Source organism: Bacillus sp. 0102A, assembly GCF_036765155.1.
Lineage (GTDB): Bacteria > Bacillota > Bacilli > Bacillales > Bacillaceae > Bacillus > Bacillus subtilis_G.
Genome location: NZ_JBAIZW010000009.1, coordinates 1 through 26,535 on the forward strand (window position 1 = coordinate 1; position 26,535 = coordinate 26,535).

At 43.5% G+C, this 26,535-nt stretch carries 24 protein-coding genes, 2 tRNA genes, 3 pseudogenes and 1 riboswitch; of the genes and pseudogenes, 9 read left to right on the forward strand and 20 right to left on the reverse strand.

Annotation, left to right across the window (positions count from 1 at the left end; all coding sequences use genetic code 11):
* Positions 1-137 precede the first annotated feature (137 nt).
* The 10 genes from V6D41_RS18570 to V6D41_RS18615 all read right to left on the reverse strand — a co-directional run bounded on the left by V6D41_RS18570 (position 138) and on the right by V6D41_RS18615 (position 7,915).
* Positions 138-211, reverse strand: a tRNA-Gly gene (locus V6D41_RS18570).
* Between the two features lie 14 nt (positions 212-225).
* Positions 226-302 (reverse strand) — tRNA-Arg (locus V6D41_RS18575).
* Between the two features lie 377 nt (positions 303-679).
* Entirely contained in the window at positions 680-1,768 is a 1,089-nt protein-coding gene (locus tag V6D41_RS18580) for a glycoside hydrolase family 26 protein (protein ID WP_333519249.1), read from the reverse strand.
* A gap of 17 nt (positions 1,769-1,785) precedes the next feature.
* Entirely contained in the window at positions 1,786-2,733 is a 948-nt protein-coding gene (gene manA / locus V6D41_RS18585) for a mannose-6-phosphate isomerase, class I (RefSeq protein WP_333519250.1), read from the reverse strand.
* Positions 2,730-3,629, reverse strand: coding sequence for an ROK family protein (locus V6D41_RS18590; RefSeq protein WP_333519251.1), 900 nt, complete (start codon positions 3,627-3,629; stop codon positions 2,730-2,732). The genes manA and V6D41_RS18590 overlap by 4 nt, the downstream gene beginning before the upstream one ends.
* Before the next feature lie 28 nt (positions 3,630-3,657).
* On the reverse strand, positions 3,658-4,371 hold the full coding sequence (gmuR, locus tag V6D41_RS18595) for a transcriptional regulator GmuR (RefSeq protein WP_148964486.1): 714 nt from the start codon (positions 4,369-4,371) through the stop codon (positions 3,658-3,660).
* Positions 4,372-4,509: 138 nt separating this feature from the next.
* Positions 4,510-5,907, reverse strand: coding sequence for a 6-phospho-beta-glucosidase GmuD (gene gmuD, locus V6D41_RS18600; RefSeq protein ID WP_333519252.1), 1,398 nt, complete (start codon positions 5,905-5,907; stop codon positions 4,510-4,512).
* A 17-nt stretch (positions 5,908-5,924) separates the two neighbouring features.
* The gene (gene celB, locus V6D41_RS18605; protein WP_148964488.1) at positions 5,925-7,253 is read right to left on the reverse strand and encodes a PTS cellobiose transporter subunit IIC; all 1,329 of its coding nucleotides are present in this window, start codon (positions 7,251-7,253) and stop codon (positions 5,925-5,927) included.
* Positions 7,254-7,271: 18 nt separating this feature from the next.
* A complete protein-coding gene (locus V6D41_RS18610) occupies positions 7,272-7,604 on the reverse strand; it encodes a PTS lactose/cellobiose transporter subunit IIA (RefSeq protein ID WP_333519253.1) in 333 nt (110 codons plus the stop codon).
* Positions 7,604-7,915 (reverse strand): PTS sugar transporter subunit IIB, encoded by a 312-nt coding sequence (locus tag V6D41_RS18615; protein WP_333519254.1) that lies wholly within the window; start codon positions 7,913-7,915, stop codon positions 7,604-7,606. The genes V6D41_RS18610 and V6D41_RS18615 overlap by 1 nt, the downstream gene beginning before the upstream one ends.
* 175 nt (positions 7,916-8,090) lie before the next feature.
* Positions 8,091-8,190, forward strand: a riboswitch (purine riboswitch).
* 54 nt (positions 8,191-8,244) lie between these two features.
* Between V6D41_RS18615 and pbuE the strand changes: the two genes are divergently transcribed.
* Positions 8,245-9,411 (forward strand): purine transporter PbuE, encoded by a 1,167-nt coding sequence (gene pbuE / locus V6D41_RS18620; protein ID WP_333519255.1) that lies wholly within the window; start codon positions 8,245-8,247, stop codon positions 9,409-9,411.
* Between the two features lie 12 nt (positions 9,412-9,423).
* Here the strand turns inward: pbuE and V6D41_RS18625 are convergent.
* Both V6D41_RS18625 and V6D41_RS18630 read right to left on the reverse strand, forming a co-directional pair.
* A pseudogene (locus tag V6D41_RS18625) lies at positions 9,424-10,043 on the reverse strand (YdhK family protein).
* 162 nt (positions 10,044-10,205) lie between these two features.
* Entirely contained in the window at positions 10,206-11,183 is a 978-nt protein-coding gene (locus V6D41_RS18630) for an HD domain-containing protein (RefSeq protein WP_333519257.1), read from the reverse strand.
* A gap of 36 nt (positions 11,184-11,219) precedes the next feature.
* Here V6D41_RS18630 and V6D41_RS18635 point away from each other — a divergent pair.
* The 4 genes and pseudogenes from V6D41_RS18635 to V6D41_RS18650 form a co-directional block, all read left to right on the forward strand.
* Positions 11,220-11,451 (forward strand): annotated as a pseudogene (locus tag V6D41_RS18635) (GNAT family N-acetyltransferase); the annotation flags it as partial.
* A gap of 29 nt (positions 11,452-11,480) precedes the next feature.
* Entirely contained in the window at positions 11,481-11,969 is a 489-nt protein-coding gene (locus tag V6D41_RS18640; protein ID WP_333519258.1) for a DUF4944 domain-containing protein, read from the forward strand.
* Positions 11,970-12,226: 257 nt separating this feature from the next.
* Positions 12,227-13,615, forward strand: coding sequence for an alkaline phosphatase (locus V6D41_RS18645; RefSeq protein ID WP_333519259.1), 1,389 nt, complete (start codon positions 12,227-12,229; stop codon positions 13,613-13,615).
* A 65-nt stretch (positions 13,616-13,680) separates the two neighbouring features.
* Positions 13,681-14,391 carry a DUF4352 domain-containing protein gene (locus V6D41_RS18650; RefSeq protein ID WP_333519260.1) on the forward strand — a complete coding sequence of 237 codons (711 nt, stop codon included), beginning with the start codon at positions 13,681-13,683 and terminating at the stop codon, positions 14,389-14,391.
* A gap of 37 nt (positions 14,392-14,428) precedes the next feature.
* Here the strand turns inward: V6D41_RS18650 and V6D41_RS18655 are convergent, their stop codons facing one another.
* The 3 genes from V6D41_RS18655 to V6D41_RS18665 form a co-directional block, all read right to left on the reverse strand.
* Entirely contained in the window at positions 14,429-15,616 is a 1,188-nt protein-coding gene (locus V6D41_RS18655; RefSeq protein WP_333519261.1) for a glycosyltransferase, read from the reverse strand.
* A gap of 148 nt (positions 15,617-15,764) precedes the next feature.
* Positions 15,765-17,027, reverse strand: coding sequence for a glycoside hydrolase family 18 protein (locus V6D41_RS18660; RefSeq protein ID WP_333519262.1), 1,263 nt, complete (start codon positions 17,025-17,027; stop codon positions 15,765-15,767).
* A 124-nt stretch (positions 17,028-17,151) separates the two neighbouring features.
* On the reverse strand, positions 17,152-17,826 hold the full coding sequence (locus tag V6D41_RS18665; RefSeq protein ID WP_333519263.1) for a GntR family transcriptional regulator: 675 nt from the start codon (positions 17,824-17,826) through the stop codon (positions 17,152-17,154).
* A gap of 248 nt (positions 17,827-18,074) precedes the next feature.
* On the opposite strand from V6D41_RS18665, the gene V6D41_RS18670 reads away from it, so the two are divergent.
* Complete coding sequence (locus V6D41_RS18670) at positions 18,075-18,812, forward strand: sulfite exporter TauE/SafE family protein (protein ID WP_087993582.1); 738 nt, start codon at positions 18,075-18,077, stop codon at positions 18,810-18,812.
* A gap of 25 nt (positions 18,813-18,837) precedes the next feature.
* Here the strand turns inward: V6D41_RS18670 and V6D41_RS18675 are convergent, their stop codons facing one another.
* The 3 genes from V6D41_RS18675 to V6D41_RS18685 all read right to left on the reverse strand — a co-directional run bounded on the left by V6D41_RS18675 (position 18,838) and on the right by V6D41_RS18685 (position 21,281).
* Entirely contained in the window at positions 18,838-20,046 is a 1,209-nt protein-coding gene (locus tag V6D41_RS18675; RefSeq protein WP_333519264.1) for an MFS transporter, read from the reverse strand.
* A gap of 189 nt (positions 20,047-20,235) precedes the next feature.
* Complete coding sequence (locus V6D41_RS18680; protein ID WP_333519265.1) at positions 20,236-20,559, reverse strand: AzlD domain-containing protein; 324 nt, start codon at positions 20,557-20,559, stop codon at positions 20,236-20,238.
* Positions 20,556-21,281: an AzlC family ABC transporter permease gene (locus V6D41_RS18685; RefSeq protein WP_148964502.1), complete on the reverse strand. Its 726-nt coding sequence runs from the start codon at positions 21,279-21,281 to the stop codon at positions 20,556-20,558. Before V6D41_RS18685 ends, V6D41_RS18680 begins: the two co-directional genes overlap by 4 nt.
* A gap of 122 nt (positions 21,282-21,403) precedes the next feature.
* Here V6D41_RS18685 and V6D41_RS18690 point away from each other — a divergent pair, with 122 nt between their 5' ends.
* The 3 genes from V6D41_RS18690 to V6D41_RS18700 all read left to right on the forward strand — a co-directional run bounded on the left by V6D41_RS18690 (position 21,404) and on the right by V6D41_RS18700 (position 23,184).
* A complete protein-coding gene (locus V6D41_RS18690) occupies positions 21,404-21,961 on the forward strand; it encodes a helix-turn-helix domain-containing protein (protein ID WP_333519266.1) in 558 nt (185 codons plus the stop codon).
* Positions 21,962-22,044: 83 nt separating this feature from the next.
* Complete coding sequence (locus tag V6D41_RS18695; protein ID WP_333519267.1) at positions 22,045-22,539, forward strand: MarR family transcriptional regulator; 495 nt, start codon at positions 22,045-22,047, stop codon at positions 22,537-22,539.
* A 15-nt stretch (positions 22,540-22,554) separates the two neighbouring features.
* Entirely contained in the window at positions 22,555-23,184 is a 630-nt protein-coding gene (locus V6D41_RS18700) for a nitroreductase family protein (protein ID WP_333519268.1), read from the forward strand.
* 165 nt (positions 23,185-23,349) lie between these two features.
* On the opposite strand, the pseudogene V6D41_RS18705 reads toward V6D41_RS18700, so the two are convergent.
* A pseudogene (locus V6D41_RS18705) lies at positions 23,350-26,007 on the reverse strand (MMPL family transporter).
* On the reverse strand, positions 26,004-26,462 hold the full coding sequence (locus tag V6D41_RS18710; protein ID WP_333519269.1) for a MarR family transcriptional regulator: 459 nt from the start codon (positions 26,460-26,462) through the stop codon (positions 26,004-26,006). The pseudogene V6D41_RS18705 and the gene V6D41_RS18710 overlap by 4 nt, the downstream one beginning before the upstream one ends.
* Between the last annotated feature and the right edge of the window lie 73 nt (positions 26,463-26,535).

The window sequence follows — 26,535 nt, forward strand, 5'->3', positions numbered from 1 at the left end:
TGGATCACAGGTGTCACCTGTGTGACCTGCATCGTGCAGGCCCAGTTTGACTGACTACGCACATTGCTGTGCGATTTATAAAAAATGAATTAACAGGTACGTTTTGTCTTGTTTAGTTTTCAAAGATCATTCAATAATGGAGCGGGTGATGAGAATCGAACTCACGACATCAGCTTGGAAGGCTGAGGTTTTACCACTAAACTACACCCGCGTGGTATTTTATAATGGCGCGCCCGAGAGGAGTCGAACCCCTAACCTTTTGATCCGTAGTCAAACGCTCTATCCAATTGAGCTACGGGCGCTTATCAAGCGACTTAACTATCATACTATCATTTGATGTTGAAGTCAAGAAGTTTTTTAATAATGTTTTTTCGCTAATCGAATCTTTTTTTAATTCGACTTCACTTATTATACACGTTTTTCAAAACTTGTAAACACCTTAGAAAAACTTTTTTTGTTTTTCGTGTTGTTGTGTGCTGTTCATCAGCGACGTTTAATAATATACCATGTGTATTTTATTCGGTCAACACCTTTTCTATATTTTTTTATTTCATTCTTTTACGCTTTGTCATGTGTATACTTTATCTGATCTTACAAATACTGATATGAATGCCTGATCAGGGTGTGAAGATGCTCAAGACATTCATGAGCACCTTCTTAAGTGTACAATGCTTCCTTTTCATTCAACAATAGGCGTTAAAGAATCACCGTTCCATATCTCTCCCTTATTAAGTGTCCAGCTGTCGTTATATAAAGCTGAAGCACCCTTGTTTGCAGCTGGGCTCCACTCATCATTCCATGCCAGAAAGTAAATGGTTTTAGGATATTTTTGTTTTATTGCATTGATCAACAGGCTGTAATCAAAGCTACCGTTTGCTGTTTGAGGGCCAACTTCTGTAAAGGCGAATGGTTTGTTAAGCGCCGTTAGCTGATCGTATCCGTTAATCGAATAGGCATCTTGAAAATACGCATCTAATCCGACAATATCCACGTAAGACGCACCCGGGTAGAAATCGGTTTTAAAATCTCGGTTGGCATCGGGGGCGTAAACCCAAAGCAAATGGTCAAGTCCTCTTGTGTCGGTCATATAATGATAGATTTTTTTATAGAGCTGTTTATAGAGGGAGATTCTTTCATTATCCTTTTGATTATATGATGTAAGTCCCCACCAAAACCATTCACCGTTCATTTCATGCAGCGGCCTGAACAGAACAGGCACGCCTTGGTTCTCCAGTTCTTGAAGTCCGTCAGCAATTTTGCTGAGCATGGCATTCAGCCGCTTCCCTTCCGCTGTTGAAGAATCTAATATTTTTTTATATTGATCGTTTGTAATTGATGTTTTAAAATGTCCTGATTGAAAAGCCGGATTCGCCAGGTGCAGACTGATTTGCGGAATTCCCCCGCTTTTCCAATACGATAGCAGATCTCTGTTGCAGCTTACATCTATCGAATCTTCAATATTTGCAGTTTCAAGCCATCCTCTGGCATAATCACAGCCATAAATAGCAGGTGATTGTCCGGAAGCGTTTCGAATTCTTTCAGCTTCAGTCATAGAGAATGTGTCATGACTATAGCCTCCAAACGCTCCGGAAAGGGCTCTGTTTTCTGTTCGATTCGGCAGATGCGCAAGCCAATTCATTACTTCTTTTGTTGTCTGCTGTGCATTAGGATTAACAGGCGGCACAGTATGCGCTTCAATTGGTTTCGCCAAAGCAGCAGACACAAGTAAAAATAAGATGAGCAAACAAATCGTATGTTTCTTAAACAATGCAATTCCCCCATTCATTAAGGATGAGATATTATCAACTCACACGTTCCTTCTATTGAAAACTCGCCAAAATGCGCAGGCAGAATAAAGTGTGAGCTTGCATTACACTCATACTGAATATCATTATTTACGATTCGGCCTGATCCATTCAGGACACTCCCCAGCAAATAGGTTTGATGAGAAGGAAAAACAGCTCGGCCGCCAATCTTCCATTTGTACACGGAGAAATCTTCCGATTGTACATAAACAGTAATTACGGCATTACCGACTTCTTTCACTGCCGGTGTATGCACTGTATCAATATGCGGTATCGTTATGACTTCCATGGCTTTTTCTATATGGAGAGTTCTTTTTTGGCCTTTATCATCGCAGCGGTCATAATCGTAAACGCGATACGTTGTATCAGAGTTTTGCTGGATTTCAAGGATAAGGGTTCCCTCACATAAAGCATGGAGCGTACCGCTTGGGACATAAAAGAAATCTCCAGGCTTGATTTTGAGGCGTCTCAGCAGCCCATGCCAATCGCCGCTTTCCATTCTTTGTTTGAACTCTTCCTTTGTGCTTGCGTGATGGCCCAAAATTATTTCGGCGTCATCTTTGCAATCAATAATATACCAGCACTCCGTTTTGCCGAGATCGCCGTTTTCGTGCAGTATCGCATAATCATCATCAGGATGTACTTGCACGGAGAGATCCATATTGGCGTCCAGCAGCTTTACCAGCAGCGGAAACACCTTTCCATCTGGAAAACCGAAAATCTCCGGATGATCGTGCCATACTTGGTCAAGTGTCTTTCCTGCCAGCGGGCCGTTTTTAACAGCCGACGAGCCATGGGCATGTGCAGAAACGGCCCAGCACTCACCTGTTTTTTCCGAGGGGATCGCGTAGCCGAAAGCGTCACGAATCTTTGTTCCTCCCCATATTCTTTCTTTAAAGACAGGCTCCAAAAATAAAGGGTGCTTCATGACCGCACCTCCCCGGATGCTGATGCTTCTTGTAAGGCCTGATCCGCTAAAACAAACGTGCCGATGATTCCAGCGTTACCGCCTAAACGTGGAGATACAATATAATCACTTATACTTTCCGATAATTCAGAAAAATCAAAGTAGCTGTTCATGATTTTCGGAACATATTGATAAATATAAGGAAACACTTGTTTCTGATTCATGACGCCGCCGCCAAGAATGATTTTTTTAGGTGCAAGGATCAAAATATACTGAGCCAGCGCTTGGGCAATATAGTACCCTTCCAGTTCCCAGACTTGATTGATATCAGATAAATCAGCAGCTTTTTTTCCCCAGCGCGCTTCTATGGCGGGACCAGAAGCCAGGCCTTCAAAGCAATCCTTATGATACAGGCACTTCCCTTGGTATACATCATCCGGGTGCCGCCGGATATAAATATGGCCCATCTCTGGATGTGACAGCCCCTGAAGGAGCCGGCCCTCTACAATTGCTCCTGCACCAATGCCAGTTCCAATCGTTATATACAGGCAGCTGTCTAGACCCTTCGCTTCACCGAAAAGGAATTCACCCAGCGCCGCAGCGTTGACATCCGTATGAAATCCGACTGGGATTTTCATTTCATTTTTAACGGTTTGCAAAAAGGGATAGTGTCTCCATCCGTCTTTCGGCGTGGCCATAATGGTTCCGTATGTTTTACTGGTTTTATCGGTATCAACAGGGCCAAAGGAACCGATGCCGATAGCCTGTAATGAGAATTGGCGAAAATATTGAATGACTTTCTCTATCGTTTCATCCGGCATCGTTGTAGGGATCTCAACTCGGTCAATGATCGTTCCATCTTCTTTACCGACGGCACAAACAAACTTTGTGCCGCCTGCTTCAATACCGCCAAGCATGCAGATGGCCTCCTTGTTATCTCCGCGATCAGCGCCGTATGTTTACCGAAGTGACGACAAATTTGTCATGCCGATGACGGGAAAAGGAATATTCAAATGGAATGCCGTTATCTAAGAAGCCCACATGTTCGACTTCCAGAATTGGATCATCCTTTTTGCAGCCCAGATGCTGCTGGTCAATATGATCAGATTTGCAGGCTCTGATTTTCCGGTGTGTTCCGGCGATTTTGAGCTGCAGCTCGTTTGTGATGTGGTTGTAGATCGAATCATGAAGGACATCGTCATTAATACCTGGTATTAAATGAGTCGGCATATATGTTTTTTCCAATACATAGGGCTCTCCCTCTACAATCCGCAGCCGTACGACATAATAAACAGGTGTTTTCTGATCAATAGACAAATGGGCGGCCACTTCCTCTGTGGGAAATTGCACTTCAAACTGAATGACCTTGCTTTTGATTTTCTTATCTTTCAGCAAGTTGGTCAATCCGAGGATTTCATTGCTGACCACATGGACATGGTCATCCTGTATCGCTGATTGAATAATAAACGTGCCATGCCCTCGTTTTCTGAACAGCAGCCCTTCGGCAACTAAATTATCCAAAGCTCTTTTCATCGTCATGCGGCTTGAGTTGAACTCTTTCGCAAGAGATACTTCATCGGGAATCGGCTGATCGATCGGATAGACGTTATTTTTGATTCTATTTCTCATTTCATTTGCAATGATTTCGTATTTATTCATTGGTATCCTCCGGCAGCTGTTAGAGTTTGATATCACATAAGCTTTTACGGATATCATAAGTTTTTTTCCCTATTTCATCAATGTTGCGGCTGGCCGTGGACTCTAATCATCATGATGATTGCCGGAAGATCTGTAAATTTAGAAACCGTTTTGCTCAGCAATCTCCTTGAACCATTTTCCGCTTTTTTTGATGGTCCTTTCCCCGTCTTTCTCGAGATTGACTGATACAAACCCATATCGGTTTTTATAAGCATTGGTCCAAGACCAGTTGTCCATAAACGTCCATAGGTGATAGCCTTTTACGTTTGACCCTTCCTGTATGGCGCGGTGAATCCATTTAAGGTGTTCTTTTATAAATTCAATCCGGTAATTATCTAGAATGATACCTTGCTCATCCCTGAAGCGTTCCTCGCCTTCAACCCCCATGCCGTTTTCAGAGATAAAGCACTCGATGTTCCCGTAGTTTTCTTTTAGATTGATCAAAATATCATAAACGCCTTTTTCGTAGATCTCCCAGCCACGATGCGGATTCATTTTGCGGCCCGGCATGACGTAAGGATCAAAATACCTGTCCGGCAAAAAAGGAGAGTCGGGGTTCGGAAGATGTTCTTTTGCTTTTACACGTCTCGGCTGGTAATAATTCACCCCCAACAGATCAACCGTATTGTGTTTGATGACCTCAAGATCTTCTTTCTTATAATCAGGAACAAAGCCTTCGCTCTTTAAAATGTCAACCAGCTCTTTTGGAAATTCTCCTTTGACAGATGGGTCTAAAAAGGATCTGTTAAAAAACGCGTCTGCTATTTCTCCCGCTTTCACATCCGCCGGATGGCTGCTTCTCGGATAGGACGGTGTCAAATTTAAAATGATGCCGATTTTTCCGTCCTGCTTCATCTCCTTGTAAGCCTGAATCGCACGTGCACTCGATAGCATCGTATGAAAACCGACCTGGACAGCCTCTTTAAAATCGACCTTGTTTGGATAATGGAAATCATATAAGTATCCGCCTTCTACGGGGACGATCGGTTCATTATGCGTGAACCATTTTTTCACCCGGTCTCCGAACAAACGAAAACACGTTCTCGCATAGTTTTCATAAGCGTCAACCGTTTCTCTGTTTACCCAGCCACCGATTTTTTGAAGCTCCATCGGCATATCGAAATGAAACAAATTGACAAAAGGCTCTATTCCGTTAGCGATCAGCTCATCAATGACTCTCTTATAGAAATCTTCAGCTTTGGCATTGACCTCTCCTGTTCCATCCGGTATTAAACGCGACCAGGAAATCGACATCCGGAACGAGTTGTGGCCAAGCTCCTTCATCAGCATGATATCTTCTTTATAATTGTCGTAAAATTGAGATGTCGCTGCGGGCCCTACATGATCAAAAAAACGATGCGGTTCTTTTTCAAACCAGTAATCCCATATATTCTGCCCTTTTCCGTCTCTATCGGCGGCACCCTCCGTTTGTGTTGCTGAAGCGGATGACCCCCACCAAAAATCTTTTGGAAAACGATATTGTTCTGTTTGTGCCAAGTCTCTCTCCCCTTATGTCACATTTTGATACTGTTATCATTTTGCTGAGCAGCTGTTTCCTGTACAGCCTGTTCTTTTTCTTTTGCCAGATTTAATTTATCCATTGCTTTTAGGAACGGAAACCAAATCACGAAGACAATCAGCAGATTGACAAGCTGCATCACGCCCCCCATGATCGAGTTCGTCGCCATGATGCCATTAATGAATAAAGGAACCGTCCACGGCACTGTAACACCAGTCGGAGGCGGAACGAGACCCGCTGACATGGCCAGATAGGTGACGAGCGTAACAACCATCGGCGCCAAAACCCAAGGCACAATAATGATCGGATTCATGACAATCGGAAGCCCGAAGATAATTGGTTCGTTTACGTTAAAAATACCGGGAGCAAGGCCAAGTTTTGATACTTGTTTCATCTGTCTGCTTTTCATGAATATGAGAATGGTAAAGACAATCGCAAGCGTCATCCCAGTTCCGCCCATCCCTACTGTATAAATCTCCATAAACGGCTTTGAAATAATATGAGGGATTTCTTTTCCCGCCGTATAAGCAGAAAGGTTTTCTACCTGCAGTGTATTCCAAATCGGGTCCATCACGGAGTTGATAATAATCTGTCCGTGCAGCCCGAAAAACCAAAGGATTTGAATGAAAAACACGGCAATCAGCGTCGGAATAATACCGCTTCCAAGTCCGACAAGCGGAGCCTGAATCGCATGATAAATGACGTCGTGCATATTTGTTTTAAATAGTTGCGTCACCAGAACGTTAATCAGCAAAAATACGGTCAATGTAATAAATGCCGGAATAAGTGCGGCGAATGATTTTGCTACCGCAGGAGGAACACCCGCAGGCATTTTGATCGTCAGGTTTTTTTGAACGATTCTTCTGTAGACTTCAGCAGAAAGAAATGCCGTAATCATACCAAGAAACATCCCTTTTGCACCGAGACGATCGACCGGGATAACCCCTGTAATGGCATCCCCTGTTTCCGGTTGAACGATAAAAGGCGTTAAGAGCAAAAAGGACACCAAAGCGATCGCGCCCCCAAATACGGCTTCGACTTGATAGCTTTTTGACAGGTAATAGCCTATCCCGAACACGACAAAGACAGACATAATGCCCATAGTCGCCGTGGAGGCAATGCCGAATTGAGACTGAAACGATGTGAGCATTGACCCATTCATAATTTTGTTTAAGAACGGCAAGTTCGTTAACACCACAAAAATGGACCCGAATATCGTAAGCGGGAAGGCCAGCATAAACGCATCTCGCAGCACTTGCAAATAGCGGTTATTGTTTAACCTCCCTGCAATTGGAACAAGGAATTGGCTGATTTTCTCGAACACCCTATCCACCCCGATTTTTTATAGATTCTTTGTTTGAAAGAGATCAAGCAGTTCTTTCACTAATTCTTTCATGGTCAATGTTGACATCAGATGATCCTCCGCATGCATGAGCAGCAAGGAGAAATCCGCCGCTTCCCCGCCTGATTCTTTCTGTATCATTTGAAAGTGAATGTCATGGGCCGCGGATAAATCCTGCTCCGCCTTGGCAATGAGGGCATCCGCCTCTTCCTTGTTCCCTTCCTTGTAGGCGCGCAATGATTGTATGATGCAGCTGCGGGCATTCCCGCTGTGCAGGATAAGCTGAAAACTGATTTGTTCGTCTGTTAAATCCGTGATTTTTATGTGTTCCATTATTGATTCTCCATTAATGACACTGCCTGCTCATACGCTTTTTTGCCATCTGCCATTCCGTAGGCCATCATGTCAATAACTTCAACTCGAATATTGTATTGATCCGCCTCTTTTTGCAGTTCGCTTTTCAGAAAGCTCATTTGCGGACCGATCAAAACGGCATCCGCTTTTCTCATGTCTTCTTTCGCCTTATCTTGGCCGACAGCCCAAATCTCCGCTTCCTCTTCGATGGATTGTGCGTATTCCTTCATTTTTGTCACCAATAAACTGGTGGACATTCCTGAACTGCACGCAAGTAATATTTTTTTCAACTGCTATCCCCCCTTGTGATTAAAACGCTTACAATTGTTATTATAGTCATTTATATTTAAATGTCTATACTTTTAAAAAATAAATATAATCATATACTCGTCCGGTTCACCGCTTTGTAAAATTTTCTATGGAAGATTCATTCATAATGTGGTACACTCATCACGGAAACGAATCAATTAAATAGCTATGATCACTTGTATAACCTCAATAATATGGTTTGAGGGTGTCTACCAGGAACCGTAAAATCCTGATTACAAAATTTGTTTATGACATTTTTTGTAATCAGGATTTTTTTATTTGTCAAAACATTTAAGTAAAGGAGTTTGTTATGAATTTTAAAGTTTTCCTGCTTGCAGCTTCTACGATTGCAGTCGGATTGGTTGAGTTAATTGTGGGAGGAATTCTTCCTCAGATCGCAAATGATTTAGACATTTCCATTGTCTCAGCCGGGCAGCTGATCAGTGTGTTTGCGCTTGGCTATGCAGTGTCAGGCCCGCTGCTTTTGGCATTGACTGCGAAGATTGAGCGGAAGCGTTTATATTTAATTTCCTTATTTGTTTTCTTCCTTAGCAATCTTGTGGCCTATTTCAGCCCTAATTTTGCAACACTGATGGTGTCAAGGGTATTGGCTGCGATGAGTACGGGGCTGATTGTTGTGCTTTCTTTAACGATTGCCCCGAAAATTGTAGCGCCTGAATACAGAGCGCGCGCAATCGGCATTATTTTTATGGGATTCAGTTCTGCTATCGCATTAGGCGTACCGCTCGGAATCTTAATCAGCGATTCCTTCGGATGGCGCATTTTGTTCCTTGGCATTGGACTTTTGGCGCTAGTCTCCATGCTGGTTATTTCAATCTTCTTTGAAAAGATACCGACGGAAAAAATGATACCTTTCCGAGACCAGCTCAAGACGATTGGCAATCTGAAAATCGCGAGTTCACACCTTGTCACGATGTTTACTTTAGCGGGGCACTACACGCTATACGCCTACTTTGCGCCGTTTTTAGAAGAAACTCTTCACCTGGGCTCTTTCTGGGTCAGCATTTGTTATTTCCTTTTCGGGATATCTGCTGTGTGCGGAGGTCCTTTCGGAGGAGCGCTTTCTGACCGGCTTGGTTCGTTTAAGAGCATTTTGCTGGTGACCGGTTCCTTCGCCATCATTATGTTCTTACTGCCGCTGTCAACATCGTCGATGATTTTCTTTTTGCCTGTCATGGTGATTTGGGGACTTCTGAGCTGGAGCCTCGCCCCGGCTCAGCAAAGCTATTTGATAGAAATTGCGCCAGATTCGTCTGACATTCAGCAAAGCTTTAATACGTCTGCCCTCCAAGTCGGAATCGCCCTTGGCTCAGCCATTGGCGGTGTTGTTTTGGGTCAGACGGGTAGTGTTGTCTCAACGGCCTGGTGCGGCGGATCGATTGTCATTATCGCTGTCCTGTTTGCCTTAATTTCTTTAACAAGACCTGTCCAGACAGCAAAAAAATCCTCCTTGTAAAAGGAGGATTTTTTATGATTTAGCTGAAAGCTCGTCTTCGGTGACCCATTTGTGGTTTTTCACTTTTTCACCGCTAGTTGTCGATGTATAGTCAACCATGTATACGGTTGTTTTTTCGGCGGAGTCGATCTCGGCTGTTGCTCCCTTCATGCCTTTCATATGAGAAGCCTCTAAGATCACCTGATCTCCGGGGTTTAAAGTTTTCTCTCCCGCATCTTTGATCTCTTCTTGGATCACCCATTTGTGATGATCTACACGCTGTCCTCCGTTTGTCGGAGTGTAAGAGACAACATACGCCGTTGTGTCATAGGCGCCTGTCACTGTAGCTTCGGCACCTTTCATGCCTTTCATATGAGATGCATTGATGATCACTTGGCTGCCTACTTTATATTTCGGATTTTTAGATTCCTGTAATCCCTCTGGTACGTCAGCTGATCCGGAATGGTCCATTTCTTCATGTGATGATGGATCTGAATGATTTTCATGTTTATTTTCTTCTGTGCTATTGTTATTGCCGCATGCTGATAAAACAAAAACAAGAGATAACATCAGGATTCCCAGTGCTTTTTTAGAGAGTTTCATGTTCATTCTCCTTTGCTTCATTTTTTACTGTTATTTTTGCCAGCAGACAATAAAACGAATAACTAACTGCAAGCAAATATGTCCTTTCGATAATACTATACCCCCGAATGGTATGTAAATACGCTGATATTCTCATAAAACGATCCCACAGTTTGTCCTATTCCCCTTGATTTACATAGCCAAACATGAAAAAAGCCGCTGTCACGCGGCAACTAGTGATGCAACACTTTTATATACACACCTTTTTTTGCTTTTTGATAAGCCGCCTTCCCCATCTTTCTCACCTTTTCAGAAACGTCTGAGGCTTTGATCCATTCATCTTCATGAAAAATGGATGGATCGATGAGACGCATTTTCTTCTTTTGATGGAAATCGTACTGGATGTCATCTTCTTTTACTTGGATGCCGGGATGAATATGTTTAAGCAAGCTGATTACTTCTTCATGTTTTGATGCATGCAGAATGTGGAGTACCTCTTGATCCGTTTTTAGCAGATCTTCTGCGGATATGATATTGTGCCGCAGCGCAGCCTTCAACGTTCTTGCTAAGTATTCATAGCCATATACATTCACAGGATTCAAAAAGAAATCAATCACTTCCATGTAATACACCCCGACAAACCATTCGGCGGCTTCGATACCATCCGGAAACGTCCTTCCGTTTCTCACAATAAGATGATCCAAAAAGCTTTGCGCTTCGAGCAGACTAATGTGTCCATATCGGTACATGTCGCGCAGCGTATAGTCTATCCGATCGGCACAAAGCTCCGGAGCGGGCTGTTCCAGCAATGTCCATCTCGTGTCGTCTGTTAAAAGTTCTTCGGCATCATAACCGTGTTTTTTTAGAATTCCCGGGATCTCAGAGTGGACAATGACTTGTTGAAAGATGTTTTCATGATAATCTTCGTCTTCATTTTTAAATACAACATCGATTACATGGGAAAAAACGGTGTGTGACACATCGTGGAGCAGGCCTGCAATCTGTTCCTCTATTGTTCCTCCAAGCTTTTTGATGAGGAGCATCACGCCGATGGAGTGCTCATACCGGGTCACATTCCACTTTTTATTGACTAAAAAGCTTGCTCCGCCTTGATAGATTCCTTTTAATCGTTGCATCGGCGCGCTTTTGATAAGCTCTTCCAGCACTCCGTCTATATGGTGCCGCCCGTAAATGACATCATTGATTTCCATACCGTCACCTCAATATTTATTTTCTTATTGTTATATATTGTATATTTAGATAATATTATTGAAAAGAATGGGATCGGCTCAGCTTTACTGCTGCAGGTTGAAAAGATGTCTAAAGCTTATCACAACGAACGATAATGTACCCGATGGCATTTTATCAAAAGAGGGGCTATCAATTTGCCGCATTGTTTCCAAACGCAGTTGAAAAAGCGAGGCGGCTCAAACCGAAGAAAACGGGATTTTGATCCGGGATGAAATGCTTTTTTCATAGGTAATTAATTAAACGAATAGGAGTTTATTATGTCCAGTCATTATAAATACCCTCTCATTTTCGCGGCATCCCTATTATTGGTTTTCTGTTTGATCTTTTTTTCCTATCAGCTTATTCATCATGTGCGATTGGAATATCCGAATTGGCGGGGAGAAAGCAAAGATCGGAATTGGGAAGCTGTTTTTACCAAAAATGAAGATGCCCTTAACGAATACAGCGGCAATCTTTATTGGATCGGTGATACGGCTAAAGCTGACAACACTTATGTGGAATCTCTGATTGTAAAAAAAGATGATGAGGTTCTGCTGAATTTTGATACAGAAATCCCCATCCGAGATTATTCTGGCGGCACTTCCCGCGATGGAAGCGCAAAAGAGAAGTCCGTTTCTTTTTTGGAGCGATTAGATGCACATGAGTTTGAAGGCCATGATATTACGGTTGAAGTGAAATGGAAGCAAGGTGATCATTATACTGCGAGTCAGTTTTCCCTTAATGAAAAGACCTTGTTTGATCATTAAATAAAAGCAAGGATTCTCATAGAGGTCCCTGCTTTTCTTTTTGCAAATTGTCATATCTCCCAGTCTCTTGATCCCCCTTGTCCCCGCGGGCATCCAGCTTTTCTATATGCTCATCCTCACTCAGCCTGAAGGACCCCATTGTCCCCCACTCTCTTATTCTTGTAAATCCAATCTTTATAATCGATTAATACTTGCTTAACACTTTAAAAATATAATGGGGTTGTCATTGAGATCATATATTTTAGGAGGTTATCCAGTTGAAAAAATTCCCGAAGAAATTACTGCCTATCGCAGTTTTATCATGTATTGCGTTCAGCAGCTTAGCCGGCGGCAGTGTGCCTGAAGCCAGCGCCAAGGAAAAGAAAAAGGGGAATCAAGACGAGATTAAGAATGTGATCGTACTGATTGGTGATGGAATGGGTGTGTCGTATACGTCCGCTTATCGTTACTTAAAGGATAATAAAAAGACAAAGTTTGTAGAGCCTACCGCTTTTGATCAATACCTTGTCGGCCAGCAAACGACTTACCCTGAAGATCCAGAACAAAACGTAACAGATTCTGCAGCTGCGGCCACGGCTATGTCAGCTGGAGTGAAAACATATAACAATGCTATTGCGGTGGATAACGACGGGTCAGAGGTCAAGACGGTTCTTGAAGCAGCGAAAGAAAAAGGAAAATCAACAGGCCTTGTGGCGACTTCAGAAATTACACACGCCACTCCCGCCTCTTTCGGTTCCCACGATCACAGCCGGAAAAACATGAATTCGATTGCCGATGATTATTTTGATGAAATGGTAAACGGCAAGCACAAAATTGATGTGCTTCTTGGCGGAGGAAAAAGCAATTTTGACCGCAAGGACCGCAATTTAATCAAGGAATTCAAAAAAGCGGGTTACAGCTATGTGGATAACCGCAAGAGCATGCTTAAAAATAAAGATAGCCAAGTTCTCGGCCTATTCGCTGACGGCGGCCTGCCTAAAATGATGGACCGTACGAAGGATATCCCTTCATTAAAAGATATGACAAACACTGCGATTAAAAAATTAAGCAGGGATAAAGACGGTTTCTTCCTCATGGTGGAAGGCAGCCAGATTGACTGGGCGGGACATGACAATGATATCGTCGCCGCCATGAGTGAGATGGAAGACTTTGAACAAGCTTTTAAGGCAGCTATTGATTTCGCCAAAAAAGAAAAGCACACATTGGTTGTCGCAACGGCTGACCACTCCACAGGCGGATACTCAATCGGTGCGGACGGCATCTACAACTGGTTCAGTGAACCTATTAAAGCCGCAAAGCGCACACCTGATTTTATGGCAGAAAAAATCGCTGACGGCGCAGGTGTTGAACAAACATTAAAAACGTATATTGACCAAAAGAAATTGGCTTTAACTAAATCAGAAATTCAATCTGTTAAAAAAGCCGCAAAAACGAAAGAAGTACTTGAAATCGATAACGCGATTGAGGAGATTTTCAATAAACGCTCCCACACTGGATGGACGACAGGCGGACATACCGGTGAAGATGTTCCCGTCTACGCGTACGGACCGTCAAGCGAGGATTTTGCAGGCCAAATTGATAATACTGAAATCGCTAAAAAAGTTTTCAGCGCTTTACAATACAAGATTAAGATTAACGATAAGTAAAAGAATACAAGGTGCCCCGTTGCTTGTATGAAGTAACGGGCTCTCTTTTTAATGGAGGAATCATGATGAGAGGAATTATTTCGATTGCTGTTTTTATCGTCATGCTTGCGGGCTGCTCATCAAACGTCAATACAGAAACACAAAATGCGGGCGAGGAGCAAGCGGTAAAAGCCACACCGCAAAGCACGTCATCTCAAAAAGACAGCAGAGATGATTATCAGCCCAATTCACAAGTCACCGATGACCGATCTTTGATGAAGGCGGGCCAAACGTTTTCTGATGACAAGGGAAAGGCTGTTTTAAAGAATATCAAGCAAGTGAATCAAACCTATAAGATTGGCGACATGGAGTTAACAGTAAAAGAAATGAAGCTGATCCACTTGCGCCCGGACTACAGCATGATTGATTATTTTCATGTATTAACACACGATGAAGAGTTTGATTTCGTTAAGGTCTTCGTTGACATCAAGAACTCATCTTCAAAAAAAATAAATGTTGCGCCGATTGCCTTGATGAAAACAAATACAGGGGAAACCTTTGATTGGAACAAAGATATTTATCTTGAAGAGTTGAATGGCGAATTGGAAGGCGGAGCAGAAAAGTCCGGAAATCTCGGCTTTATTGTAAATGCATCAAGCGGCCATGCTCATGATGAAGATGCTGATGATAAGAAGAAAGAAAAAGAGATCAAGTGGATCGAAATCACAACAAGTGACGTCTTTGACCACAACCATCAGAAAATCAGTGATGCTCAAAAGATCAAAATCGAGTTTTAAACAACGAACTCCCGTACCAGGTACGGGAGTTCGTTGTTTATTTGGTTTTTTGACGAATCAATTCATCAATCCGCTCCATCACTTCATCCATGTCCATACACTCTTGGAAGCTTTGATTGATTTTTTGAATGCCTTCCGTATATTGACCGTGATGCAAAACCTCATCTACGCCCTGTTTTAATTTTTGTACATCGACGTCATCTTTAGAAATGACATAGCCTGCATGGAGTTCCGAGAGACGCTGCGCCACCATCGGCTGGTCCTTGTCATGGGGCATTACAACCAGAGGCACATTGAAATGAATGCCTTCATTTACGCTGTTCATTCCGCCGTGTGTAATAAAAACATCAGCTTGCTCCAGCACTTCCAGCTGAGGGACATACGGGGCGATGATAAAGTTTTCCGGAGCCTGCTTTAATTTGGTCAGATCCGCTTTTTCCCCAGCAGCGATGACGACTTTTCCGTTAAAGCCGGAAAATGCATCTATACAGTGATTGAAGAATTCTTCCGTATTGTCCAGAACAGTTCCCATTGAGATATAAATGACCTTTTCATCTTTTAACTGTTCAATCGGGAAATCTGTTTTTTCCGCTCTCTTTGGAAAGCTGGGACCGATAAACAGACATTCATCCCCAAAGCGATCGCTTTCCGGCTGAAAATAACGGCTTGTATACACTACATTTAATTCCCCTTTATTGTTCATGAATTGAACCATGTTTTTCGGGGCAACACTGTACGTTTCTTTCATTTTTGCCAAAAGGTCTTCGCACTCTTGATCCAATTCAAGCGGCGCTCCGGATTCTGGATGCAGAGGCAGGATTTTCAGATGCTCTTCGCCAAACAGGAAGGAAGCCGATGAAGAGACTCCAGGAATATCTAAGAAATCCCTCACCAATTCCCCCACGCCGAATTTATCATAATAAACAAAATCAAATTGAATGCTCTTAGATAAGTCTTTCACAATATGTAAAATGTCCAGCGAGGTTTTGATATGGATTTTAAGAAACTCAAGAATTCCATTGGGTGAAGCGATTTGAATAGGTGTTGTTCGCAGCAGATCCTGATGTAGATGGACAGTTGCTCCCGCCGCTTCTAATCGTTTTTTATATTTTTCAGTTGAAATATAATGGACGTCATACCCCTTTTCGGAAAATGCTTTTGTGATGCCTAAAGTAGGGTTCACATGGCCTTCCGCGGGGAAATTTAAAATCAATACTGTTTTCATTTTGACTACTCCCTCTCACACGCTTTGTTTGATCAGACTACTACTAATCGTAAAATGGGGACGGAACGCCATGCAAGGGACAAATGATTGAATTATTCTGCGTCTCTGGTCTAAAACTCGAAAAGACACCTGGCTTTGGTGTCTTTTTTTATACCTTTCTAATCGTAAAAAATTTCCGCAAAAGCCATGGGCCTGGCGTGAAACCCAAGGTTAACTGCCAAGCGCCTATAGCTTGCAATCCGTATTCCCGGACGATCAGCATTTTCCGGCTCATGCTTCTGACATCTTCAAACCATACCTCATGCGTCCGCCCTTCTTCATCACTGTACCGGTAAAAAGGTGATTGATATTCGGCTGAATATTGGATCGGCGTTTGATACCTCATCGCTCTTTCGATTGCGTTTTGATTTGAAATGGCTGAAGCAACAGTTCCCGGCTGGTACGGGATGATCCAGTCGTACCCATAGAGAGGGACTCCGATGATGATTTTTCTGCGCGGCACCTGCGCAATCGCAAACTCAATGGTTCTCCTGATCTCAGTAATCGGCGCTACCGGGCCCGGCTCACTTCCTGCATGATGCCAATCATAAGCCATAATAAACATATAATCGACAACTGCTCCAATCCCTCCGTAATCGTAGCCTCTCAGCCATGGGATCTGATCGCTTGTTTTTGCCGGAACAGCTATCGTCAGCACATACCCTCCTGCCTGAAGGCGGTCTCTCAGTTGACGTAAAAACCCGGTAAATAGATCACGATCCGCGGCGCTTACCTGTTCAAAATCGATTGTCACCCCCCCATATCCTCTTGTGGAAACTAAGTAATAAATATTGTTGACCAGATTGGTTCTCGCGGTCGGGTTGTTTAAGACTTGGTGAACGATCTCCGTACTGAAGCCTTCTGATGTGAGATTCGTGATCGTTGCCAGCGGTGTGACTCGTCTTTGCCATGTTGTCTCGATCGCGGCCTTATCATTTAATTGGTTTGCAATGTCGCCGTTAGGTGCAATATGGTATTCGAAAATCGAAATCGAAGACGAGTATGGCGCAAAGTCATTAATTAACTCCCGATCGAGATCAGGATTTCGGAGCACATAAAAACTCAGCGTCCCCGCAATGTAATTTGAGATAGAAGGGATCGTTATTTTTGCTCCGACTTGTAAAGCATTTGGGCTGATGCCCGGGTTTGCGGCCCGCAGTCGCTCTAATGGAACAAACGCTTTTTCCGCAATGGCGGTCAGCGTGTCTCCCGGCTGCACTGTATATACATAAAGAGGGATTAGCAGAGCCTGCCCCGGCACGATATTCGTTTCGTCTAACCCATTCACACTCCGGATTTGATCAACAGCAGCATCGTATCTTCTGCCTATGGAAAACAAAGAATCACCAGGCCGGACGATATGGATAAACATGTGTAACCCCCATTATTCGTTAGTCAATCTATCATAAAATCTTATTACCATAATCCCTTATATATGTTAGTGAGCACAAAAAAACCAAGGGGCTAGATTCCCCTTGGGACGGATCACACAATAATCAATTCTCTTTTCTTTCTTCAAGCACATGCTTCAAGTGCTCACAGTCATGATTGAAATGAGCCTCCACATACTGTTTGGCTGCTTTTTTGTTTTTCTTTTTCACTTCTTCAAATATTTTGCGGTGTTCACTCAGTATCGTTTCTGCACGGTGGTCGCCAGTATAATTAAGGATTCTGCAAAAGTGAATCAGATCATTTACATGCTCAAGCAAATTTTTCAAATGTCTGTTATGGCTAAAATCGACAAGCAGCTCATGAAACTTTTGATTTAAACTGATGATTTCCGTATCTTCCATTCCGTTGTGAATGGCTTTTTCTGTTTCTTCAAGCTGTTTTTCAAGAATAGCAAGCTCTTCCTCATCCGCTTCGTTTATGACTAACTCAACTGCCAGCTGCTCCAGCGGAATTCTGATTTTATAAATCTCATCTACATCTTTTGCCGTTAACGACGTAATAGAAAATCCATTTCGGTCATCTGCTTTTAACAAACCGTCTTTCTCAAGCAGCCGCATGGCTTCCCTTATTGGAGAGCGGCTGACACCAAAGCTTTTCGCCAGCTGGGTTTCGTTTATCCGTTGCCCCGGCTTAAAAGTTCCGTTGAAGATCATTTTTTTCAGCTGGTTATAAAATTGCAGGTAGTAAGGAGTCGGTTTGTCTAATTTAAAATCGTCCATATATAATACCTCTTTTGAATATATTCATGGGCTTTTCTTCATGAAAATCATATAACAGATGGTAATGGGAAGCAATAAACTGCCTTGTCAAATCTCAGAATTCGGGGTACGATATGTTTGCTGAACGACGGTCGACGGACTACTGGCAACTGAAAAATCGGCATGTTTTTTCATCGTCAATAGAACACCATACCTCCGCCAGAATAGCACTTATTACATTTTTAGAATTTTTCAATGGAGGAAAAAATATGCTCATTATTCTTGTTATGTTTCTTCTCGGGATTATTTTAGGCTTTATTGGTGCCGGGGGTGCAGGCTTTGTCATTGCACTTTTAACTCTTCTTTTCCATGTTCCTATTCATACGGCTTTAGGCACTTCCCTCGCCGGGATGGCTTTCACCAGCTTATCAGGGGCGTACAGCCACTATCGTGAAGGCAACATTCAAATGAAAATCGGCTTAATAGTCGGATGCTTTGCTGCGGTCGGCTCATTTTTCGGCGCCAAACTGACATCGTTCATTCCGGCTGATTTGCTTCATTATTTGACGGCGGGAATGTTGTTTTTATCAGCGATTCTCATTTTAATCAGATTGTTTCTTTTAAAAGAGAAGGCTCAAATGAATCAGAGCCATCTTTCAACGTATACGAGAGCGGTCATCTTAGGAATTGTTTCCGGCGTTCTTTCCGGCACATTCGGCATCGGGTCGGCGCCTTTTATTCAAATCGGTTTAATGATCATGCTGAACCTGTCTATTCGCCATTCTGTCGGAACGACGATGCTTGTGATCATTCCCCTCGCTGTAGGTGGAGGAATCGGATACATTACAGAAGGTTTTGTCGATTATATACTGCTGATCAAAGTCTTGGTCGGCACGATGTGCGGTGCCTATGTAGGTGCGAAATTCACCAACCTTATGCCAAAGGTGGTTCTGAAATCGGCCATCTTCTTGACTCCGGCGATTGCGGGCCTGCTGTTATTATTCTAACTAAAACAAAAAACCTGACGCCATGTCAGGTTTTTTGCTCCGCTCGTTCTTTCGTTAATCCAAAAAACGCCAGAGAGCCGATGACCGCTGTCACAAACATGATCGCTCCCATTGGAATGGCAGTCGTTTCATTAATGCCTACAAGCGGGGAGACGATCGATCCGAGGAGAAGCGGCAGCATGCCGAGCAGCGCGCTTGCGCTTCCGGCTCGGTGCCCCTGCTTCTCCATGGCCAGCGTAAACGTGCTGGTCAAAACCATGCCAATTGTAATCATGTAAATGAAGATGGATATGACTAATGTGGCCAGAGGGCCGTGAATCATGGTCATAGTCAAAAGCACAGCCGTCGCAATCATAGCTGTAATGACCGCTATGCGAAGCAGTTTTTTTTCATGGATGATTCCGCCAAAGCGCCCGATCATAAAGCTGCCCGATATAATCGCCAGGCCGTTAATGCCAAAAAGAATACTAAACACCTGCGGCGACACCCCGTAAATACCCTGGTATACAAATGGCGTACCGGACACATATGCAAAGCTTCCTCCATGTATAAACCCAACAGTTAACGCGTACCCCATAAAGGACCGATCCCTCAGCAGGCTGCCCATCGTTTTGACAGATGTTCCGATTGAGCTTGGAATCCTTTTTTCCGGCGGCAGCGTTTCTTTTAGTCTAAATGCAATCAAAAGAACAAGTAAAAATCCGATGATCGTTAACACGTGAAAAATCGTATGCCACGTTGCAAATGGCAAAAGCAAAATGGCGCCGCCTGTCATAGGTGCTACCATTGGCGCAACTGCTGTAATGACCATTAACAGTGAGAAAAATTTAGAAAGCTCTCTTCCGGTAAACACATCGCGGACGATGGCGCGAGACAGCACAAGCCCTGCTGAAGCGGTGAACCCCTGTAAAAAACGCGCAGCCACTAATGTTGCAATATTGGGCGACAGCGCACAAAACAGAGAAGATAACGCAAATAAAAAAATACAGATTAATAGCGGTTTCCGTCTTCCCTGCGCATCACTGACCGGCCCTACAATCAGCTGGCCGATGGTAAGCCCGACCAGACAGGCTGTTAAACTTAACTGTACAAGTGAAGCGCTTGCTGATAAATCATTCGCGATTTCAGGAAAACTTGGCAAATACATATCGATATTAAGCGGGCCCAATATAGCAAGCATGCCGAGCAGAAACGCCAATGCCAAGCGTTCTTTTCCAGTTGGGTTTTGCAGCATGTTATCAAACCTTCCCTTCAACCTAGTCCCTTATGTAAGATGTCAACTTCAACGATAGATTGAAGCTATAAAAACATTAGTATATTGTATCATAACTTTCAGTCTGTGAAAGCCGCTTAAAGCTTGAACGAAAGACACAAAAAAATCAGGGTCTTCTGCCCTGATCAAGTAAGTGCCGATCCTCTTGTTTTATGCCCATAATCGCAAACCCGCCATAAGAAGAACGCCGGTGATCACAGTAATGGATAAGCTTTTCGTTTTCATCGCAATCAAAAGAGTCGGGATCAAGATAACGGCTGCGGGCCAATTCAATTGAAGAGTATCATTTGACTGAATCATACAATCCTTTACGACAAGTGCTGTCAATATACAGACCGGCACATAGGAAAGCCACTTGAGCATGGGCTCCGGCAAAGTGATATTCCGAACAACTAAAAAGGGAATGACGCGGGGAATCATCGTGACCAGCGCACAGCCGATAATCACCATCAAGATGTATGTATTGACACTCATTTATCCGTCACCACCCCGATTGTGGCTACGATAACCGTTGATATGATGACCGCAAGATGAGACGGCATAAAGAAAGAAAAAACAACCATGGCAATCACCATATAGATCATGAGTGATACATAATGTTTAAGCTTCGCCGGCACAACATGTTCCAGTTGAAGAACCAGCAGCGCTAAAAACATAGCCGTCACCGCAAAATCCAGTCCGAACGATTCCGGATCGGTAATCCACTTGCCAAAAACAGCCCCCGCCACACAAGACAGCACCCAGCACGCATATGCTGTAAGATTTAAACCGAACATCCAGCGATCGTTAATCGGCTCGTTTTTGACAATCTTATTTGAAGCGACACCGAACGATTCATCTGTCACCATCATGCCGATACCTACATTTTTCGCCAGTGAATACTTTGAAAAATGAGGAGCAAGCGCGGCGCTTAATAGAAAATTCCGCAAATTCACAATAAACGTAGTCAGAATAATGGCGGACATCGGGCTGTTCGCCGCTAACAACGCACACATAATGAACTGGGCGCCGCCTGCAAAAACCAATCCTGACATTAACACAATCTCCATTACGCTTAAATGCGACGCAACCCCAACGATTCCGAGAGCCAAGCCTACACTGATGTAACCGATCAGCGTCGGAACACAATCTTGAAATCCCTGCAGGAATGTTGGCTCGTCAGTTTTTGCATGAGTCATTTCTTTTTCAGATATCATTCTGTCCTCCTCCTCTTCGTCTAACATATTATACACACGTATGTTATAACCGACAACAGAATGTGATAACAGACTTCCCTATGTTATAATGAAATCGAATATGGACGTAAGGAGATACATGTATGGATGATATCCAAGCCATTATTGCAATGAATCTGGTCAAACTTAGAAAAAACAGAAACCTGACTCTTGATCAAGTTTCTGAATTAACGGGTGTCAGCAAAGCGATGCTCGGACAAATCGAAAAAGGAAAGTCCACCCCGACTGTCACTACACTATGGAAGATCGCAAACGGGCTTCAAGTCTCCTTTTCTGTATTTCTGAAAGAAGACAAGCCGATAGTTAGAAAAATTAATCTGAGGGATATTGAACCTGTTACAGATAATGAAGAAAACTACAGCGTCTACCCTTTTTTCCCCTACAATCCTGAAACAAAGTTTGAAATTTACGTTGTTGATCTGAAACCTGGATGTATCCATGAAGCAAAAACACATTTAGGTGAAGAGTACCTTTTCATTAAAGAAGGCGAATTAACGGTTAATCTTCAGGGGCAGGAGCACATGCTCGCTTCAGGAGACGCCCTGCAATTTACAGGATCAACCCCGCACAGCTACATCAATTCTTCCGAAGAAATGGCCAGCTTTTTTCTGCTGATGTTTTATCCAGAGCCGCAAGAATAACACAAAACCTCCCTTCACATACACGGGGGGTTTTTTCAAATATGCAAATGACTTGCAAGTTGAAATCAATCATAGTATATTAATTGACAAGTCAATCATTGATATATCAATTAATTATGTTGACAAGAAAGAAGGGATGGGTTTTGGCGTCATTTTGTTCAGAGGAAGCCGAGATTTTATATCAGCTGCAAGGCGTGAACAAGGTGATTGGCGTGAAGTTCGAGGCATGCACGGGCATCAGCCAATCTCGTTTGGAATTGCTGACATTGCTTTATCACGCAGATGAGATTAGTCAAAGCGACCTTCAAAAGAAAGTCAATATTGATAGCGCCGCCGTCACTAGACACCTAAAACAGCTGGAAGCCAAAGGCATGGTCTCAAGACGGCGCAAGCCTGAAGACAACCGCATCACCCTTGTTCGGTTAACAGATCAAGGAAGAGAGCGGATCGAGTCTTCTAAGAAAGAAAAGGAGCGTTTCATAAAGGAAATGCTCGCAAATGTAAGTGCAGACGAACGCCGCCTGCTCATTGATGTGCTGGCGCGTATGCGTCACAACATAGACAATATCGAAGCTTAAGAGGAGTGTATCAACATGATCAAAACAAACGATTTTATGGAGATTATGAAAGGCCGCCGTTCCATTCGCAACTATGATCCGACGGTGAAAATCAGCAAAGAGGAGATGACAGAAATCTTAGAGGAAGCAACAACTGCGCCATCTTCTGTAAACGCACAGCCATGGCGTTTTCTCGTCATCGACAGCCCTGAAGGAATAGAAAAGCTCGCACCGCTTGCAAGCTTTAACCAAACGCAAGTCACAACATCATCTGCTGTCATCGCCGTATTTGCAGACATGAACAATGCTGATTATTTAGAAGAAATCTATTCAAAAGCAGTGGAACTCGGTTATATGCCGCAAGAGGTAAAAGACAGACAAATCGCAGCGCTGACAGCTCATTTTGAAAAGCTTCCGGCGCAAGTGAACCGCGAAACAATCCTGATTGACGGAGGGCTTGTTTCGATGCAGCTGATGCTGACTGCACGCGCGCACGGCTACGATACAAACCCGATCGGCGGATACGATAAAGAAAACATCGCGGAAACATTCGGATTAGATAAAGAACGTTATGTACCGGTCATGCTTCTTTCTATCGGAAAAGCAGCAGACGAAGGCTATGCTTCCTACCGTCTGCCGATTGATACAATTGCAGAATGGAAATAAAACAAAGAGCCCAGGAATATTCCGGGCTCTTTTTATTTTAAACAAAACCGCCGTTTATACGGACCGGCTATTTTGGGGTTAACACGTTTGCAGTAAACCCATGATATTTTCTAGTCATCAGTCATGCAAAAAAAGAGTGATGAATGGTCATCACTCTTTTCTCGGTTATTCTTTGATTTTCTTCCTGCCAAACGGCCACCAGTTTCCTTCTCCAAAGGTCACGATGATTGCCGGCATAAAGAGCGGAAGAATGACAAGGCCGTAAAGCAGCAGCCCGATAATGATAACACTTGCCACCTGCATCAGCGTATTGACGCCCGAGGGCATCATCGCCGCGAACGTGCCGGCCAAAATAATGGCCGCCGTAATGATGACGGATCCCATTTTGCTCATTGATCTGATGACACCTTGTTCAATGCCAAGGTGCACCTCTTCCTTAAATCGGTCAAGCAAGAAGATCTAATAATCTACGCCTAACGCGATCAAGATGACAAAGCTGAAGAACGGTACTGCCCAACTGACGCCGGCATTTCCCAGGCCGTTCACAAAAATCAATTCTGTTATGGAGATCGACGTATAGTATGTCAGCAGCAATGACGCGATCATATAAATCGGCATGATCATCGAGCGGAATAAAATGGTTAATACAATAAACAGACCTATAATCATAATCACCATTGTTCTGGAGAAGTCCGTTGTGGACAGCTCTTTTAAGTCCGCATTCACACTCGTGACACCGCCGTATACGATCTGTGCGTCCTCGAGAGGAGTGCCGTCAACTTCGTTTGCTACAGCTTTTTTGATTTGGTTCATTGTTGTAATGGCCTGTTCTGAATAAGGATTAGAGTCCAGGACGACGCTTAATTGTACGCCTTTGCCATCTGCAAATGAATATTGGTCAATTGACTTCTTAAAGTCTTTATCTTTCATGACTTGATCAGGAATGAATATGCCTGTATCCCTTACGGTTGAGCTTTTGCTCATATCCTCTAACATATCACTGGAAGCTGTTATGCCGTCAGTGATTTTCGTCAGGCCATCATTTGCGCTCTTCACGCCTGCAGCCAGCTTCTTCAGGCTTTCTGTCAGCGTTCCGGCTTGTGCCTTCTGGCCTGAGAGCTGCTGGTCCGCTTGTTCAAGACCGGTTTGAATCTGTCCAAGCTGTCCGCTGATTGCCGTAAGCTGCTGTACGGTCTGTGCGGTATTGCCGGTTTGGGAAATCTGTTTGCTCACAAGTTGCAGCTGCTGATTGATTTTGTCTAAACCGTCTGCCGCATCGCCCAGTGAACCGCCGGAGCTGCTATTTGAGGCTGAGCCCGTTTGCCCCGCCATTTGATTCATTCCGTTTTCTATATCCGTTAAACCGCTCTGGACATCGGCAATTCCTTTACCCGCCTTATCCAGCCCGTCTGAAACCAAGCCTAGCTGTTTATCAATATATAAATCTTTGATTTTTTCACCAGTCGGCTGCGTGATGGTCATGACAGAGTCCACATGATCGACTTTCTCAATCGCTTTGCTGACATTTCCGAGATAAGGGATTGTATCAGCTGTTGTGAGTTCTTTGTCTCCTTTCACGACAACATTGATCGGGAACGCTTTCCCTTCACCGAATCCATCTTTGATGGCCTCAAGAGCTTTTATTGATTTATAATCGCTGCTGATCTCTGCAGTCGAATCGAATGAAATCTGGTCATCATAGGTCAAGATGAACGGAAGCGTGATGATCACCGTGATGACAATAAACAGAAACGGACGAACAACCGAATGTCTGCCGAGAAACGCCCATAATTTATTATCACTGTGCGACAGCACTTTCTTAGAAGGCCAGAATAACTTTTCACCCAGTGTCACCATAAATAATGGCAGCAGTGTGTAGAGGATGATCATTAAAATTCCCACACCGACTGCGACTCCTACTGCTGATTGGAAAATCGCAAACTTCGCAAAGCCTAAGGCAGAAAACCCGATCAATACCGCAAATCCGCTGATAAATAAGGTTTTTCCCCCTGTACGATAAGCGATTAGCGCCGCTTCTTTTTTGTCATGTCCATTTGCCAATTCTTCACGGAATCGGGTCAGAAGCAGTATGCAGTAATCTGTTCCGATGCCGAACAGAATGGCGACTAAGAAGGTTTGCGTAAACGTCGAGATAGGAAAATCAACATTGTACACAAGAATGCCCAATATGGATTGACTGATCAGATATGAAAACCCGACCACCACAATCGGGATAAAAGGCGTCACAACAGAGCGGAACACGATCAGCAGTAAGCCGATGATCAAGCAGACTGTGATCACTTCCGTTTTCTTGAGCCCTTCCTCTGAACTGTGGGCGAAATCCTGATTGATGAGGGAGGCTCCCGTCATATATGCCGTCAAATCATCAGGAACGATTTTATACATGTCATCCGCGATTTTTTCCGCCTTTTTATCAGAACCTGTAATCGTGACAGGAACGAGGATGGTTTTCTTGTCTTTCGAGATTAGTTGGTCTTTGACTTCTTTTTCCGCTGTAAGAGGAGACGTTACATCTTCTACACCGTCGATCTTTTTGATTTTATCGATCATTGTGCGGAGCTGATCTTCTGTTTCTTTCTTCAAAGCGTGGTCTAATGTAAGAACCATACTGATCGAATTAGTGTCTTCTCCCGCTTGTTTTAAAATGGCATTTGCTTTTTCTGAAACAGCATCAGCGGGAAGCTGGGCCTGCCCCTTTTGATTGGCCAGCTCCGTTACGTTCGGAGAAAACAAACTCAGTATCACGGTAAGTGCTAATATAAAGGCTGCAATCGCCCACTTGAATTTGATGATTGCTCTCATTCGGCAGGATCTCCTCCTTTAAATTTGCTTTTTAGAATGGTGAATATCTCTATGATAGAGTTTAAGTGTTCCTCATCTATATCATCGATTAGCTCTTTAAGAGCGTTAAAGATGGCTGAATCTAATTTTTCCAGGATGTTTTCACCGCTGGCTGTGATGTGAATAAGCTTAGAACGCTTATCACTTTTTGCCGGACAGTCCTCCCATTCAACAAATCCCTTTTCAAGCAGCTTTTTCAGTCTGTTCGAAATCGCGCTCTTATGTACGTTTTGATACATAGCAAGGCTGCCGGGAGAAGTTGAGCCCTTTACTTTTAAAATTTTCAACAGATCCGCCTGTTCTCTTGAGATATGCTTGAAGACATCCTGATTGATTTCACGATGCACAAACTCTGTCCCCTCAAGTAATACTTCCACAAACAGGTTTATCGCCTGACACAGCTTTTGTTCATTCAACGTCTTCCCCCTCCTCACTATAGTTTATCCCTCTAAACTATATGATCAATGCCAATTAGTTTATTCCTCTAAA